The 15,551-nt window shown below is 75.1% G+C and carries 15 protein-coding genes; 6 read left to right on the top strand and 9 right to left on the bottom strand.

What is annotated here, in order from left to right:
* Positions 1 to 45 precede the first annotated feature (45 nt).
* Positions 46 to 675, bottom strand: a complete 630-nt coding sequence (locus ACZ7JZ_RS20405) for a YigZ family protein (RefSeq protein WP_470941092.1) — start codon at positions 673 to 675, stop codon at positions 46 to 48.
* Between the two features lie 137 nt (positions 676 to 812).
* Here ACZ7JZ_RS20405 and ACZ7JZ_RS20400 point away from each other — a divergent pair, with 137 nt between their 5' ends.
* A complete protein-coding gene (locus ACZ7JZ_RS20400) occupies positions 813 to 1,217 on the top strand; it encodes a CoA-binding protein (protein WP_470941090.1) in 405 nt (134 codons plus the stop codon).
* 23 nt (positions 1,218 to 1,240) lie between these two features.
* Here ACZ7JZ_RS20400 and ACZ7JZ_RS20395 read toward each other — a convergent pair whose 3' ends face one another.
* Positions 1,241 to 2,029, bottom strand: a complete 789-nt coding sequence (locus tag ACZ7JZ_RS20395) for an acyltransferase (protein ID WP_470941088.1) — start codon at positions 2,027 to 2,029, stop codon at positions 1,241 to 1,243.
* A gap of 143 nt (positions 2,030 to 2,172) precedes the next feature.
* Between ACZ7JZ_RS20395 and ACZ7JZ_RS20390 the strand changes: the two genes are divergently transcribed.
* Positions 2,173 to 2,718: a gamma carbonic anhydrase family protein gene (locus ACZ7JZ_RS20390; RefSeq protein ID WP_470941087.1), complete on the top strand. Its 546-nt coding sequence runs from the start codon at positions 2,173 to 2,175 to the stop codon at positions 2,716 to 2,718.
* A gap of 76 nt (positions 2,719 to 2,794) precedes the next feature.
* On the opposite strand, the gene ACZ7JZ_RS20385 is transcribed toward ACZ7JZ_RS20390, so the two are convergent.
* From ACZ7JZ_RS20385 to ACZ7JZ_RS20375, 3 genes are all read right to left on the bottom strand, one after another.
* Positions 2,795 to 3,460, bottom strand: coding sequence for a DedA family protein (locus ACZ7JZ_RS20385; RefSeq protein WP_470941085.1), 666 nt, complete (start codon positions 3,458 to 3,460; stop codon positions 2,795 to 2,797).
* Between the two features lie 51 nt (positions 3,461 to 3,511).
* Entirely contained in the window at positions 3,512 to 6,106 is a 2,595-nt protein-coding gene (locus tag ACZ7JZ_RS20380) for a glycoside hydrolase family 3 protein (RefSeq protein ID WP_470941083.1), read from the bottom strand.
* A 268-nt stretch (positions 6,107 to 6,374) separates the two neighbouring features.
* Positions 6,375 to 6,827, bottom strand: coding sequence for a DUF4442 domain-containing protein (locus ACZ7JZ_RS20375; RefSeq protein ID WP_470941081.1), 453 nt, complete (start codon positions 6,825 to 6,827; stop codon positions 6,375 to 6,377).
* A gap of 93 nt (positions 6,828 to 6,920) precedes the next feature.
* Between ACZ7JZ_RS20375 and ACZ7JZ_RS20370 the strand changes: the two genes are divergently transcribed.
* Entirely contained in the window at positions 6,921 to 8,060 is a 1,140-nt protein-coding gene (locus ACZ7JZ_RS20370) for a DUF8017 domain-containing protein (protein ID WP_470941079.1), read from the top strand.
* A gap of 128 nt (positions 8,061 to 8,188) precedes the next feature.
* Entirely contained in the window at positions 8,189 to 9,496 is a 1,308-nt protein-coding gene (locus ACZ7JZ_RS20365) for an MFS transporter (RefSeq protein WP_470941077.1), read from the top strand.
* On the opposite strand, the gene ACZ7JZ_RS20360 is transcribed toward ACZ7JZ_RS20365, so the two are convergent.
* The 4 genes from ACZ7JZ_RS20360 to ACZ7JZ_RS20345 form a co-directional block, all read right to left on the bottom strand.
* Positions 9,483 to 10,274, bottom strand: a complete 792-nt coding sequence (locus ACZ7JZ_RS20360; RefSeq protein WP_470941075.1) for a spermidine synthase — start codon at positions 10,272 to 10,274, stop codon at positions 9,483 to 9,485. The genes ACZ7JZ_RS20365 and ACZ7JZ_RS20360 overlap by 14 nt on opposite strands.
* 205 nt (positions 10,275 to 10,479) lie before the next feature.
* A complete protein-coding gene (locus ACZ7JZ_RS20355) occupies positions 10,480 to 11,367 on the bottom strand; it encodes a patatin-like phospholipase family protein (RefSeq protein ID WP_470941073.1) in 888 nt (295 codons plus the stop codon).
* Between the two features lie 134 nt (positions 11,368 to 11,501).
* Positions 11,502 to 12,671, bottom strand: coding sequence for a GTP-binding protein (locus ACZ7JZ_RS20350; protein WP_470941071.1), 1,170 nt, complete (start codon positions 12,669 to 12,671; stop codon positions 11,502 to 11,504).
* A gap of 358 nt (positions 12,672 to 13,029) precedes the next feature.
* Entirely contained in the window at positions 13,030 to 13,803 is a 774-nt protein-coding gene (locus tag ACZ7JZ_RS20345) for a DNA alkylation repair protein (RefSeq protein WP_470941069.1), read from the bottom strand.
* Here ACZ7JZ_RS20345 and ACZ7JZ_RS20340 point away from each other — a divergent pair.
* Both ACZ7JZ_RS20340 and ACZ7JZ_RS20335 read left to right on the top strand, forming a co-directional pair.
* On the top strand, positions 13,802 to 14,557 hold the full coding sequence (locus ACZ7JZ_RS20340) for a TVP38/TMEM64 family protein (protein WP_470941067.1): 756 nt from the start codon (positions 13,802 to 13,804) through the stop codon (positions 14,555 to 14,557). The genes ACZ7JZ_RS20345 and ACZ7JZ_RS20340 overlap by 2 nt on opposite strands.
* 49 nt (positions 14,558 to 14,606) lie before the next feature.
* Complete coding sequence (locus ACZ7JZ_RS20335) at positions 14,607 to 15,479, top strand: undecaprenyl-diphosphate phosphatase (protein ID WP_470941065.1); 873 nt, start codon at positions 14,607 to 14,609, stop codon at positions 15,477 to 15,479.
* The last annotated feature ends 72 nt before the right edge of the window (positions 15,480 to 15,551 follow it).

Genomic DNA, 15,551 nt, shown 5'->3' with positions numbered 1-15,551 from the left:
TACGGTGCGGCGCGCGGGCGGCGGGCCCGTGCGGAGCGCCGTGCGTCAGCCCTCGCCGTACGCCTCGCCGCCGAGGCTGAAGCCGGCGGTACCCGCCGTGGTGTCGGCGAGCCAGGCGCGGAAGGCCTCGACGTCCGACTCGGGCAGGCCGATCTCCAGGGCGACCGCCTCGCCGTAGCGGACGTCGAGGACGGCGCGCCCGGTGGCCCGCAGGTCGTTCTGCATCTTCCCGGCGCGCTGGTGGTCCACGGTGACGGTGGCCAGGCGGTAGCGGTGCCGGGTGACGGTGCCGAGGGCGTCGAGCGCCTCGCCGACCACTCCGCCGTACGCCCTGATGAGCCCGCCCGCCCCGAGTTTGACCCCGCCGTAGTACCGGGTGACGACGGCCGCGACGTACCGGACCTCGCGGCGCATCAGCATCTGGAGCATCGGCACCCCCGCGGTGCCGCCCGGCTCCCCGTCGTCGCTGGCCTTCTGCACGGAGGCGTCGGCTCCGACGACGTAGGCGAAGCAGTTGTGCGAGGCGGACGGGTGCTCCCTGCGGATGCGGGCGACGAAGTCCTGGGCCTCCTGCTCGGTCGCCGCGGGGGCGAGGGAGCAGATGAAGCGGGATCGGTTGATCTCGGACTCGTGCACGCCCTCGCGGGCCACCGTCTCGTACTGGTCTGCCGTCACCCGTCCACCCTACGGGGAATCCCGCGCACCCCCCGCGCCGTTGACCTGCGGTGTACGGGCCCCGCGCGGAGCCCGTACGCGTACGCAGGACCAGCGACCCAGCACCAGAACCAGCACCCGGCCAGTGGAGGCGACGCGTGTACGGAGACCCGGCAACCATCCGCAGGATCCTGACGGAGCTCGGCGACACCTGGGCGGTGGTCGGCCTCTCCGCCAACCGCGACCGGGCCGCCTACGGCGTGGCGCAGGTGCTCCAGCGCTACGGGAAGCGGATCGTGCCCGTGCACCCGAAGGCGGAGACCGTCCACGGGGAGAAGGGGTACGCCTCGCTGGCCGACATCCCCTTCGAGGTGGACGTGGTCGACGTGTTCCTCAACAGCCGGCTGGCCGGGCCGGTGGCCGACGAGGCGGCGGCGGCCGGGGCGAAGGCGGTCTGGTTCCAGCTGGGCGTGGTGGACGAGGAGGCCTTCCACCGGACCCGCGGGGCCGGGCTGCACATGGTCATGGACCGCTGCCCCGCCATCGAGATACCGGCGCTCTGACCCCTCCGGCCGGGGGGACGGCCTCAGCCCTGGTCGGCCTCGGCCAGGGCGGCCAGCTCGGTCTCGGCCAGCTCGCCCAGGGCCACGAGCTGCTCCGGGGTGACGTGGTCGGGGATCGGCACCGGGGCGGGGGTGCGCAGCGGGGGCTGCCAGCCGTTCTCGGCGTCCCAGCGGCGGACGATCCGGGCGGGCGCCCCGGCCACCACCGCGTGGTCGGGGACCTCGCCGCGGACCACGGAGCCGGCCGCGACGACCACGTTGCGGCCCAGCCGGGCGCCGGGCAGGACCACGGCGCCGGTGCCGAGCCAGCAGCCCGGACCGATCTCCACGGGGGCGCTGCGCGGCCACTGGCGGCCGACGGGCTCGTGCGGATCGTCGTAGCTGTGGTTCGTGGAGGTGATGTAGACCCCCGGGCCGCAGAAGGTGTTCGAGCCGATCGCCACGCGCGCGTCCGCGATCACGTGGCTGCCGCGGCCGAGCACGACCCCGTCGCCGAGCACGAGGACCGGGTCGGGGCCCAGGTCGAGGTCCGGCATCATCCCGGCCGTCAGGGTGACCTGCTCGCCGATGATGCAGTGGCCGCCCAGGTGGATCCAGCGCTCGCCGAAGACGGTGCCCTGCGGGAACGCCAGCCGGGTGCCCTCGCCGATCGCGCCGAACCGCAGCCGTCCGGGGGTCTGCGCGGTCACGGCCCCGGCGCGCTGGAGCCACTGCCAGGCGGCGTGGGCGGCGCGGGAGGCGACGCGGCTCCGCCAGGGGGCCCGGGGCTCCGCCCGGCCCGAGGATGAGAACGCGTTCTTGTTTTTCGGCACCCGGCCACGGTAGTCCGCGCGGCCCGCGCCGTCCGGCCCGCCGACCTGTGATCTTCACCCCATCGGCAGGACGGCGGGGCCGCGTGGCCTACGGTGCTGGAGGCGCGGCAGGAGTACACCGGCACAGCGAAGTGGGAGAGATCATGACCAGTCAGGCCGAGCGGGCCCTCGTCTCCGGCGTGGGCGGCAAGCGCCCCCAGGTGGACCCGGGCGCCTATCTGGCCCCCACGTCCGTGGTGGTGGGCGACGTGACGCTGGCCGCCGGGGCCAGCGTCTGGTACTCGGCGGTGCTGCGGGCCGACTGCGGTCCGATCGTGCTCGGCGCCGACAGCAACGTGCAGGACAACTGCACCCTGCACGTGGACCCGGGCTTCCCCGTCACCATCGGCGAGCGGGTCTCCATCGGGCACAACGCGGTCGTGCACGGCTGCACGGTCGAGGACGACTGCCTGATCGGCATGGGCGCGACCGTGCTCAACGGGGCCGTGATCGGCGCCGGGTCCCTCGTCGCCGCGCAGGCGCTGGTACCGCAGGGGATGCAGGTGCCGCCCGGCTCGCTGGTCGCGGGCGTGCCGGCCAAGGTGCGGCGGGAGCTGACGGAGGAGGAGCGCGAGGGCATCCGCCTGAACGCCGCCATGTACGGCGAGCTGGCGAAGCAGCACCGCGCGGACGTCACCCCGGGCGCCTGACCGGCGCCCCGACCGCCGGTCGGGCCGGCACGTGTGCGCGGCCCGACCGGCGGTCGGGGGGACCGCGCCGGGGGCGTCAGTCGGTGGTGACGGGTACCGGGGCAGCGGCCGGGGTCTGGGCCGCGACGGGGTCGGCGGCCGCCGCCTTCTTGGCGCGGGAGCGCAGGACCAGCATCGACGTGATCCCGACCAGCACCGCGAGCACCAGTCCGAGCCACGAGAACCGCTTCAGCCAGGCCTCGGCCACCACGCCCACGTAGTAGATGACGGCCGTCGTGCCGCCCGCCCACAGGATCCCGCCGAAGACGTTGGCGATCAGGAACTTCCAGTACGGCATCTGGAGGACGCCCGCCAGCGGCCCCGCGAAGATCCGCAGCAGCGCCACGAACCGCCCGAAGAAGACGGCCCACATGCCCCACTTCTCGAAGGACCGCTCCGCCAGCGCGATGTTCTGCGCGCTGAAGTGCTTCGGGAAGCGCCTGCCGAGCCGCGCCAGCAGCGGCCGCCCGCCCCTGCGCCCGATCGCGTAGCCGATCGAGTCCCCGATGATCGCACCGGCGACGGCGCAGGCCCCCAGGACCACCGGGTCGATCTCCCCGTGCTGGGAGGCCAGCAGCGCGGAGCTGACGAGGATGATCTCGCCGGGCAGCGGGATGCCGAGGCTCTCCAGTCCGATGACCACGCCGACCAGGAGGTAGATGCTGACCGCCGGAACGGTCTCGAGCCATTCCTGGATGTGCACTGGTGCGTCCTTCCGGGTCCCGTGCGCCCCCTGCGGCGCACGGCGCGCAGCCTACCGCTCCGCGCCCGTGCCCAGAGCCGCCTCCCGGGCCCCGGCGGGGGCCCGTACCACCGCCCTGGCCTGCAGCAGGAGGTCCCGCGAGGAGCGGCCCACGTGCACCGTCCGCGGCCCCGTGCCCAGCACCCAGCCGTGCTGTGCGGGGTCCCAGGAGGACAGGGTCCGGGCGTCGATCCGCACCCGGACCCGCTCCGCCCGCCCGGGCTCCAGCGTCAGCCGCCGGTACCCGGCCAGGATGCGTACGGGCTGGTCGAGCCGCAGTTCGGCCGAGGGCCCGAGGTAGACCTGCGCCACCTCGGTCCCGGCCCGCCGCCCGGTGTTGCGCACGGTGAACTCGACCAGCAGCCCGTCCCCGTCGGGGCGCACGGCCACCTTCTCGTACCCGAAGGTGGTGTACGACAGCCCGTGCCCGAACGGGAAGAGCGGGGCCACGTTCTGGGCGTCGTACCAGCGGTGCCCCACGTGCACCCCCTCGGAGTACTCCTGGCGGCCCCCGACGCCCGGATAGCGCAGCGGGTCCCCGCCCACGGGGTGCAGCTTCTCGCCGGTCGGGAAGGTCTGGGTGAGCCGCCCGCCGGGGTCGGCGTCGCCGAAGAGGACCGCGGCGGTCGCGGCGGCCCCCTCCTGCCCGGGGTAGTACATCTGGAGGACCGCGCCGGTCTTCTCCAGCCACGGCATGGTGGTGCTGGACGAGGTGTTGAGGACCACGGTGGTGCGCGGGTTGGCGGCCGCGACGGCCTCGACGAGCTGCTGCTGTCCGCCCGGCAGGCCGAGGCTGGTGCGGTCGCGGCCCTCGGTGGCGTCCTCGTACGCGAAGAGGACCACGCTGTGCGCGGCGCGGGCGGCGCGGACGGCCTCGTCGAGGTCGGCCGCGCGGGTGGCGCGGCTGGTGTGCCGCAGGCGGAAGCGCTGTCCGGAGGCCCCGCCCTCGGCGCTGATCTCGACGGGGTGGGCGCCGGCGGCGAGCCTGACCCCGGCGCGGCGGACGGTCATCCCGTCGGGGGCGGTGCCGAGGAGCCCGCCGGTGAAGTACTCGGCCACGCCCGCGCGGACGGGGAAGAGCTCCTTGCCGTCCACCCGGACCACGGGCCGCTTCCCGGTGTAGTGGACGATCACCGTCCAGTCGTCCTCGGCGGCGAGGGTGAGGGTCCCCTTCCAGTTCAGCGTGGCGCCGGGGGCCACCGCGCGCTCCTCGAACTCCGCGGCGGGGGCGAGCGCGCCGGCGGGGAGCCTCCGGCCGTACAGGTCCTCGCCGGCGGCGTGGGTGACGCGGACGCCCTGCCCGCCGGCCCCGTCCGCGCCCCCGGCACCGGCGCGTTCGCGGATGGCGGTGAGCGGGCTGTCCGCGCGGTCGGGGACGACGTGCGCACTGCCGCCGCCGCTGACGAACGGCACGGCCGCGGTGGCGCCGAGGACGGCGAGGGAGCGGGCGCCGGGCCCGGCCAGCGGCAGGGTGCGGCGCTCGTTGCGCAGCAGCACGGCCCCGGCGAGGGCCACCTTGTGGGCGGTCTCGGCCCCGGCGGCGGCGTCGCGGGCCGGCCGGGGCGGGGCGTCCCCGTCGAGCAGCCCGAAGCGGTCGAGGGTGGACAGGAGGCGGCGGACCGAGCGGTCGAGCACGGCCACGGGCACCTGCCCGCCGGTGACGGCCCTGCGCAGCGACTCGCCGTAGTGCCGGCCGCCGGGCATCTCCATGTCGAGTCCGGCGGAGATGGCGGGGGCGGTGCTGTGGGTGGCGTCCCAGTCGGACATCACCCAGCCGTCGAAGCCCCAGCGGGCCCGCAGCAGGTCCTCCAGCAGGGGCTTGCTCTCGCAGGCGTACACGCCGTTGACCTTGTTGTACGCGCCCATGACCGAGCCCGCGCCCGCGGCCACGGCCGCCTCGAACCCGCGCAGCTCGGTCTCGTGCATGGTGCGCTCGTCGGCGACGGCGTCGACGGTGGTGCGGCCCTCCTCCTGGTTGTTGAGGGCGTAGTGCTTGACGGTGGCGATCAGCCCCTCCTCCTGGATCCCGAGGATGACCTCGGCGACCAGGTCGGCGGTGAGCTTGGGGTCCTCGGAGAAGGTCTCGAAGTTCCTGCCGGCGTACGGGGTGCGGATCAGGTTGACCATCGGCGACAGCAGCACGTCCTGGCCCAGGGCGCGGCCCTCGCGGCCGATGACGCGGCCGAACTCGCGGGCGAGCTCGGGATCGAAGGCCGAGGCGAGCATGACGGGCGCGGGCAGGGCGGTGGCGGGCTTGGCGACGCGCACCCCGGCGGGCCCGTCGGCCAGGCGCAGGGCGGGTACGGACAGCCGCGGCACTCCGGGGACGTAGCCGGCCTGGCCGAGCGGGGCCGGGTCGCGCTCGCCGTGCAGGAGCCGGATCTTCTCCTCGAGGGTGAGCTTCCCGATCAGGGCCTCGACGCGGGCCTCGCTGCCGGGCCGGGCGGCCCTGCGGGCGGCGCGGTCCACCGCGGCGGCCACCGTGCGGACGGCGGGCGCGGGCGCGGCGGCGGGGGCGGCGGCCGGGGCGCACCCGGCGATCCCCGCGGCGACGGAGGCCGCTCCCAGCAGGCGCATGGCGGATCGTCGGGACACGGCCTCGGTCATGGGCGGCACTCCTCGCGGCGCGGCTGCTGGTGCGGGCGGCCGCGCGGTGCGGTCCGCCCGGCCACTGTGCGCCGGTGCCCTCCGGGCGTGCGTCAGACTCCCCCGCGGACGGCCGGGATTCCCCCGGCTGCGCCAATCCCGGGCCCGCCGGGGCGCCCGTACCCGGATCCGGAATCCGGGGATGCGGGGGTGCGGACGCGGCAGGGGCCCGGTCCGGCCGGCCGTGCGGGTCCGGCCGGACCGGGCCCCTCCGGGCGCGCGCGGCGGCTCAGCCGTTGGGGCGCAGGGTCCAGACGACCGTCATCTCGCCGGTCACGGCCTCGTCCTCGCGCTGGATGCTGACGGCCACGGGGAACTCGGGGCGGCCGCCCGCGTCGAGCTCCGCGACGATCTCGGCGGCCGGGCGGCCGAGGGTGGCGGTGGCGGTGACCACGCCCTTGGCGAGCTTCTTGTACGCGATCTCGGCCCGGACGGCGAGCGGCACGGCGCGCGAGAGCTGGTCGCCGAAGGCCGCCAGGACGATGGCGCCGCTGGCGGACTCGGCGAGGGTGAACATGGCTCCGGCGTGCGGGCCGCCGACGTGGTTGTGGTAGTCGGCCTGGTCGGGCAGGCGTACGACGGCCCGCTCCGGGGTGGTCTCCAGGAACTCCAGGTTCAGGGTCCGGGCCATCGGCACGGTGGCGGCGAGCAGTTCGCCCACGTTCATCTGGTCAGCGCTCATGGGCCGGATGTTACCCGTGGGTAGCAGTTCTTGGCCAGACCTGGCCGGGGGCGGCGTAGCCCGCGCGCGGCGTCCCCCTTATCGTTACTGGCCATGTGGCCAGAACAGCAGCCGCCCGGGGGCGAGCAGAACGCGCAGAACGGGCAGCCGAACCCGTACCAGCAGCCGGGTGAGCCGAACCCGTACCAGCAGCCGCAGCAGCCGGCTCCGCAGCCCGGCGGCTACGGCTACCCCCAGCAGACCCCGCCGGCCGAGGGGGGCTACGGCTACCCGCAGCAGCCGCCCGCGCCGCCGGCGAACCCCAACCCCTACGGCGGCGGGTACGGGCCGCAGTTCGGCCAGGACGGCCAGTACGGCTACCAGCAGCCCGCGCCGGGCGGCCAGTTCGGCTACCCGCAGCCCCCGACCGTCGAGTCCTGGGGCTACCAGCAGCCCGAGCCGCCGAAGCGCCGCAACACCACCGCCATGATCGCGATCGGCGCGGCCGTGGCCGTGGTCGTGGCCGCCTCGGTCACCGCCGGCATCGTCATGAACAAGGACGACGGCAAGGACGACCGGGCCGACGCCAAGCCCAGCGCCGCCCCGAGCAGCAGCGCCCCGTCCTCCCCCGCCGCGAACCCGCGGGCCGGCGGCGACACCCCGCCGCAGGTCCCCGGCTGGAAGGTCGTGGTCAACCCCAAGTACGGGGTCGCCTTCGACGTTCCGCCGGAGTGGAAGGTGGACAGCCCGGGCACCTCCCGCGGCTTCTCCGACGCGAAGAAGAACGACGGCATGCCCGTCGTCAGCATGTCGGGGACGGCCACGTGGAAGGAGGAGTGGTGCACCATCGACTCCGACAAGAACGGCTACCCCGAGAAGACCAGCCTCGCCGACGCCGGCACCAAGGGCGGGCAGGGCGCCAAGAACACCGCCGAGGCCGCGCGCAACGAGGCCGGCAACTGGGTCTGGGCGGGCTTCGCCCAGAAGGAGCCCAAGGGCACGGTGAAGGTCTCCAAGGCCCGCCCGTACACCACCGCCTCCGGCCTCACCGGCCATGTCGCGACGGCCAACGCCAACGGCGTGAAGAAGACCGACCGCTGCGACACCGACGGCAAGGGCCTGGCGTTCAGCTTCAAGACGGCCAAGGGCGACTTCGCGAGCTTCGTGCTCTTCGGCCCGAACAACGTCAAGGACGAGATCGCACCCGCCGTCTACAAGAAGATCCTGAGCTCGGTCCGCCTCACCGCGCAGTGACCGCAGCCGCAGGCTGGCGCACGTGAACCGGGCCGGTACCCCCGCGGGGGTACCGGCCCGACCGCGTCCCTCCCGCGCTCCCTGCCTCCCCATTTGGAATCCGGCGCGCGGGCGGGGATAGTCCGTGGGTGAGCTCTCGAACCGCCCTCCGCCGCCCCGCCTGGGCGGGCCGCAACTACACGCTGCTGACCGCCGCCGCGATCGTCACCAACCTGGGCAGCCACGGCGCCCTGATCGCCGCGGCCTTCGCCGTCATGGACGCGGGCGGTTCGAGCGGGGACGTGGGACTGGTCGCCGCGGCCCGCACCCTGCCCCTGGTGCTGTTCCTGCTGGTCGGCGGGGCGCTCGCGGACCGGCTGCCGCGCCACCGCGTGATGGTCGCCGCCAATGCGCTCAACTGCGTCTCCCAGGCCGTCTTCGCCGTACTCGTCCTCGCCGGGGACCCGCAGCTGTGGCAGATGATGCTGCTCACCGCCCTCTGCGGCACCGGCCAGGCCTTCTTCAGCCCCGCCGCCGAGGGGATGCTGATGGCCAGCGTCACGAGCGAGCAGGCCAGCCGGGCCTTCGCGCTCTTCCGGATGGCGATGAGCAGCGCGGGCATCGGCGGCGCGGCCCTCGGCGGGGCCATGGTGGCCGCGATCGGACCGGGCTGGGTGCTCGCCGTGGAGGCCGTCGCCTTCGCCGTGGCCGGTGCGATGCGGGCCTTCCTCGACGTGAAGCACATACCGGAACGGGCGCCCGGCGGCGGCCTGCTCTCCGACCTGAAGGAGGGCTGGCAGGAGTTCCGCTCCCGCACCTGGCTGTGGAGCATCGTGCTCCAGTTCTCCGTGGTGGTCGCCGTCGTGGGGGCGGCGGAGTCCGTCTACGGGCCGATGGTGGCCCGCGACGAACTCGGCGGGCCCGCGCCCTGGGGACTCGCGCTCGGGTTCTTCGGGGCGGGCACCGTAATCGGGGCGCTGGTGATGGTGCGGTGGAAGCCGCAGCGGATGCTGCTGGTCGCCACCCTGTGCGTGCTCCCGCTCTCGCTGCCCTCGGCGGCCCTGGCGGTACCGCTGCCCGTCTGGGGGCTGTGCGCGGCGATGTTCGTCTGCGGCGTGGCCATCGAGGGCTTCGGGGTCTGCTGGATGACGACCATGCACCAGGAGATACCCGAGGAGAAGTTCTCCCGGGTCTCGGCCTACGACTGGTTCGGCTCGGTGTCCATGCTGCCGCTGGCGACCGCGCTCGCCGGGCCCGCCGAATCGGCCTTCGGGCGGACGGAGGCCCTGTGGGGCTGCGCGGCCCTGGTGCTCCTGCCGACGCTGGCGGTGCTGTTCGTACCGGACGTACGCCGCCTCACCCGCCGCCCCGCCGCCCCGGCAGGCCCGCCCGCCCCTCCCGCTCCTCCCGCGGCGGAGCCGGCCCCGGCTGCGGCCGCCTGCCTCACCCGAGACTGAACGCCCCCTCGGGCGGCTGCGGCGAGGGCACGGCGTCCGCGTCCCCGACCGTACGGGCCGTTCCGATGAACCGGGCCAGGGCCGGCCCGTCCTCGACCCGCGCCGGAAAGGCGTCGGCCGCGCACAGCCGGGCCAGCGGGCCGGGGTCGAACTCCCCGTGCCAGGCCAGGACCACGGCGTTCCCGAACCGCCGCCCGCGCAGTACGGAGGGCTCCGCGACCAGCGCCAGCCCGGAGAACGCGGCGGCGAGGTTGGCCAGCTGCGAGCGGAGGAAGCCGAAGGGCGCACCGTCGGCGAGGTTCGCGGCGTAGAGCCCGCCCGGCCGCACGACGCGGGCCGCCTCGCGGGCGTAGGAGAGCGTGGTCAGCTGCGCGGGCACCCGGGAGCCGCCGAACACGTCCCCGACGAGGACGTCGGCACTGGCGTCGGGCGCCTTCTCCAGCCAGGCCCGCGCATCAGCGGCGTACACCTCGACCGCGGCCCCCTCGGGCAGCGGAAGCCGCTCCCGTACGAGCTCCAGCAGGGCCCCGTCGGCGTCCACCACCTGCTGGCACGAGCCGGGCCGGGTGGCGGCCGCGTACCGGGCGAGGGTGCAGCCGCCGCCCCCGAGGTGCACCAGGTCGAGCGGCGCACCGGGCCCGGCGGCGCAGTCCAGCACGTGCCCGAGGCGGCGGACGTACTCGAACTCCAGGTGCAGGGGGTCGTCGAGGTCCACATAGGACTGGGGCGCCCCGTCGACGGTCAGCAGCCAGGCCCGCTCCCGATCCACATCGGGCATCAACTTGGCCACCCCGCCACCCACATCCCGCACCACGGGCCTCACATCATCCACCCACCCATTCTCCCGCCCCCACCCAGGCACCCGCACTCACCCCACCCACCCACACCCACCCCACCCACCGCAGCCAAATCCAGCCCCGCCGGCGCTTGAGGCGCGGGGTCTGGGGCGGAGCCCCAGTTCGGGACCACCCCCAAGGGCCCCCTCACCCGAACCAGACCCCACCCGCCGCCTCCACATACGCCCCCGCCTGCGCCAACCCCGCCCGCGCAGCCCCCGCCCGCCGCCGAGGATCCAGCGCATTGCGCCCGAACACCCTCCGCGCAGCCCGGTCCGGCGTGATGAGCAGCACCCGCGCTCCCGCGGCCCGCAACCGCTCGGCCTGCGCCCGAGCAGACGGAACGACCCCGGCCCCCGCCGCCATCGGCGCGAGGACGACCACCCGCCCGCACCCCGCGGCAAGATCCGCGTTGGTGGAGGACCGCATCCCGCCGTCGATGAACCGCCGCCCCCCGATCGTCACCGGCGGCCACACCCCCGGCACCGCGCAGCTCGCCGCAACCGCGTCGACGAGTCCGGTGCCGTCGCTCCCGTCGAACGCCCGCAGCGACCCGCTCAGCGCGTCGACCGCCGTGACGACCAGCCGCCGCCGGGGCCACTCGTGCGAGACCAGCCGCCCCGCGAGCACCTTGCGGCGGACCTCCTCGTCCCCCGCCCGCGCGGCCAGCGCGAGGGCGCCCATGCGGCGCCCGTGCTCCTCCTGGTCCCGGGAGCGGACCATGCCGAGCACGTAGCGGGCCAGCAGCCCGGGGCCGAGCACGGCCGCGGCCTCCCCGGACGGGTCGGCGAGCTGGCGCTCGTACAGTTCGCCGGGGGTGAGGAGCCCGGAGGTGAGCTGGGCACCGACCACGGAGCCGGCCGAGGTGCCCACGACCAGCCCGGCGTCCCCGAGGTCCACCCCGGCCCGCGCCAGTCCGTAGAGGATGCCGGTCTCCCAGCCGATCCCGGTGAGCCCGCCGCCACCCAGCACCAGCGCCGTACCGCCCGCGCCTCCCCCACCCCTACTGCTGCCGCTACCGCTACCGCTGCCCATGCCGGTCTCCCTCCCCGCCCGCCGCCCGGGCCCGCGCCGGCCCTGGTGACGGCAGTCTGACGCAGCCGGACCGCGCCCACCACGCCGGGGCACCGGCAACCGGAACCCCCGCGGCCGCTCAGCCCCGCGGCCCCTCACCCCGCCAGCACCACCGTCCCCACCCCCACCGTCCGCCCGCCCTCCCGCACCGCGAACCCCAGCCCCGCCTCCAGGGGGACCGCCCGGTCCAGCAGCACGGCCGCCGACACCGTCTCCCCCGGCCTCGCGAACCCGCCCACCCCCAGGTCCACCGTGCCCGGCACGTCCGCGGTACGGAGGTGGAACTGCGGCCGGTAGCCACTGCGCAGCGGGGTCCCGCGGCCCCCCTCCCGCCCGGACAGCACGTACAGCCGCGCCTCGAACCGCCGGCCCGGCGCCAGCGAGCCCGGAGCCGCGAGCACGTGCCCGCGCCGCACCGCCCGCCGCGGCACCCCGTCGAGCAGCAGCGCGACGCCGTCCCCGGCCCCGGCCCGCGCCAGCGGCCGGCCGAAGGTCTCCAGTCCGCCCACGACCGTCTCGACGGGCGGCTGCGGACCCCCGCCGTGCACGGCCACCCGGTCGCCGGGCCGTACGGCGCCCCGCTCGACGGCTCCGGTGACGACCGTGCCGCGGCCGGCGACCGTGAACACGTGCTCCACGGACAGCAGGAAGGGCCCGCCGGTGTCCCGCACGGGCACCGGCACGTACGTGTCCACGGCGTCGAGCAGCGCCTCGACCGAGGCCGTCCAGCGCGGTTCGCCCGCGAGCGCCCCGCGTGCGGAGACCCGTACGACGGGCAGCCGGTCCCCGCCGTACCCGTGGGCGGTGAGCAGCGCGCGGACCTCCCGTTCGACGAGGCCGGCGCGGTCGGAGCCGACGGTTTCGGCCTTGTTGAGGGCGACGACGACGTGGTCCACCCCGACCTGCCGGGCGAGCAGCAGGTGCTCGGCGGTCTGCGGCATGACCCCGTCGCGGGCGGAGACGACGAGGACGGCGCCGTCGAGCCGGGCCGCTGCGGCGGCCATCGCCTTCGCGCGGGCCGCGCTGCCGGGCAGGTCGACGTGCGCGTAGCGGCGGGTGTCGGTCTCGTACTCGGCGTACCCGATGGGTCCGACGCGGGCGGGCGGGGAGGGGGCGGAAGAGACGGAGGGGGCGGAGGCGCCGGTCAGGCGTGCGGCCAGGACCTGGGTGATGGCGGTGGTGAGGGAGGTCTTGCCGTGTCCGGCGTGTCCCATGGTGCCGAGGTTCAGATGGGGTTTGGTGCGCGCGAATGCCGACTCGGGCATGGCTGGGCGGGTTCCTTCCCGGAACTCGAAGCGTGGCGGGGACCCCCGGATCCGGCCGACCCTCCCCCTGCGGGGTCCGCCGGACGGTCCGGGAAGGGTCAGCTTCGTGCGCCGCCCGCGGGCAGCGCCCCTATGGCAGCCTTCGGCGCGTCCGCGACTGCGGACCGTGCGGCGGGGAAGGCGTGCGGGGTCATGCTCCGATCCTGCCCGTCCGGCCGGCCACACGTCGAATGGATTTCCGTACGTACGGGGCTTCTCGGGGTGTTCGGGACGGCCGGGACCGGGGTGCCGGAGGGGGTGCGGAGGGCCGCCGACAGGTGTCCCGGGGGCCCTGCCCTGCCTGCGGGGGGCCGGGCCTTCAGGCCGCCCCCGGCGCCCGGTCCGCCTCCCGCCGGATCCCCTTGAGCGCCTCGCGGACGGACAGCGGGGAGAGCCGGTCCCGGGCCCCCTCGACGAACTCGGCGACGGCCCCGGGATCCGTCTTCGCGTACGCGCGCAGGCTCCAGCCGATCGCCTTGCGGACGAAGAAGTCCTGGTGGCCGGCCTGGCGCAGGCAGTAGCCGAAGAGCCGCCCGGTGTCGGTGGCGTCCTTGTAGCCGAGCTGGTGCAGCAGGGCGGTGCGCACCAGCCACATGTCCGCGTCCCCGCTCCACTCGTCCATGACGGCGGCGAGCTCCGGGTCGGCGGCGACCAGCGGGCCGACGGTGTGCGCGGCGAGCAGGTCCACCGTGTCCCACCAGGGCAGGGTGACCAGCAGCCGGCGCACCACCGGCAGCAGCCCGGAGGAGCAGCGCCCGACGTGCCGGCGCAGGTAGTCGACGGCGAAGTACTGGTACTCGCGGCCGGGCAGCTCCCAGCAGCGCAGGGCGAGGGCCGCGCAGTCGGCCTCGGCGGGCGCGGGCGCCCCGGCGAGCACCCCGCGGTCCAGGGCCCTGCGGGCCGGGGTCGGGATGCCGAGGAAGGGCGCGACGTGCTTCATGTACGCGGCGGCGGCCACCGCCCGCTCCGGGTCCGCGGCCGGCCCGTACGCGGCGCACAGCCGTTCCACGAGCACGTCGGCGAGGGCGCTGGGCGGGGCCGCCGGGACGGCTCCCCGCACGGCGCCGGACGTTCCCTGCCGGTTGGACCGCATGCGGTCCAGATTACGGCGATCACACACCTGTGTCGGTTACTCTCCCCGGATGTCTCTCCTGCTCGCACCGTGGGCCCGGCTCTCGCTGCTCGCCGTACTGCTCGTCTCGGCGGGCGTGAGCGTCCTCCTCTACGAGCCCCAGCGGCTGCTGTCCGAAGGGTGGCCGCCGGAGATCCCGGCCGCCCCCGCCGTCCTGCTCTTCGCCGTCGTGTACGGCCTGTGCACGGCCGCCTTCGTGCCGCGGCCCCTGCTCAACCTGGCCGCGGGCGCGGTCTTCGCCACGCAGCTGGGCCTGCTCGCCGCGGTGGCCGGCACCGTGGCCGGCGCGGCCGTCGCCTTCGGCCTGGGCCGCGGGCTGGGCCAGGAGGCGCTGCGGCCGCTGGTGCGCGGGCGCTGGCTGGAGGCCGCGGACGGGCAGCTCAGCCGGCACGGGTTCCGGTCGATGCTGGCCGTGCGGATCTTCCCCGGCGTACCGTTCGCCGCGGCGAACTACTGTGCGGCCGTCTCACGGATGCGCTGGGCCCCGTTCCTGCTGGCCACGGCCATCGGAACGGTCCCGAACACCGCCGCCTACGTCATCGCCGGAAGTACTGCGTCCACCCCGAGTTCACCCGCATTTCTTGCCTCGTTCGGGTTCATCGCGGTGTCGGGTGTGCTCGCCGCCGTGGTGGCCTGGCGCAAGCGCCACAAGCTGACCGGTAAGCGTTCCCCACAGCAACCCCCCGTGGTCGAGGGCGTCACTTTCGGGCCCTAGCATCGGACCCGACCTGCCCGCCGATCACTAAGGACGAGCACCCCCCGACATGAGCTGGTTCGAATCCCTAATCCTCGGTCTCGTCCAAGGGCTCACGGAGTTCCTGCCGATCTCCTCCAGTGCCCACCTGCGGCTGACCGCGGCGTTCGCGGGCTGGGAGGACCCCGGAGCGGCCTTCACGGCGATCACCCAGATCGGTACCGAGACCGCCGTCCTCATCTACTTCCGCAAGGACATCGCGCGGATCCTGTCCGCCTGGTTCCGCTCGCTGACCGACAAGTCCATGCGCTCCGACCACGATGCGCAGATGGGCTGGCTGGTCATCGTCGGCTCCATCCCGATCGGCGTGCTGGGCGTGACGCTCAAGGACCACATCGAGGGCCCGTTCCGCGATCTGCGCCTGATCGCGACCACCCTCATCGTGATGGGCGTCGTGCTCGGCATCGCCGACCGGCTCGCCGCGCGCGACGAGGTCGGCGGCCGGCACCGTGCCGTCCGCGAGCGCAAGACCCTCAAGGACCTCGGCGTCCGCGACGGCCTCATCTTCGGCATCTGCCAGGCCATGGCCCTGGTGCCCGGAGTCTCCCGGTCCGGGGCGACGATCTCCGGCGGCCTCCTCATGGGGTACACCCGCGAGGCCGCGGCCCGGTACTCCTTCCTGCTGGCCATCCCCGCGGTCCTGGCCTCCGGCGCGTACGAGCTGAAGGACGCGACCGAGGGGCACGTGTCCTGGGGCCCGACGGTCTTCGCCACCTTCGTCGCCTTCTTTGTCGGTTACGCCGTAATTGCCTGGTTCATGAAGTTCATCACCACGAAGAGTTTCATGCCCTTCGTGATCTACCGGATCCTGCTGGGCATCGCCCTGTTCATCCTGGTCGCCACGGGGGTGCTGAGCCCCGACGCGGGCGACCCGGCCCACTGACGGGCCGCTGCGCACCCTTTCGTGCACCGCGGGGCCCGCCCGGGAACGTTCCCGGGCGGGCCCCGCGTCGTT

It is taken from the genome of Streptomyces sp. NPDC038213 (assembly GCF_055600495.1).
Note: the sequence above shows the minus strand (reverse complement) of the source record. Positions and strands in the feature narration are given on the sequence as shown.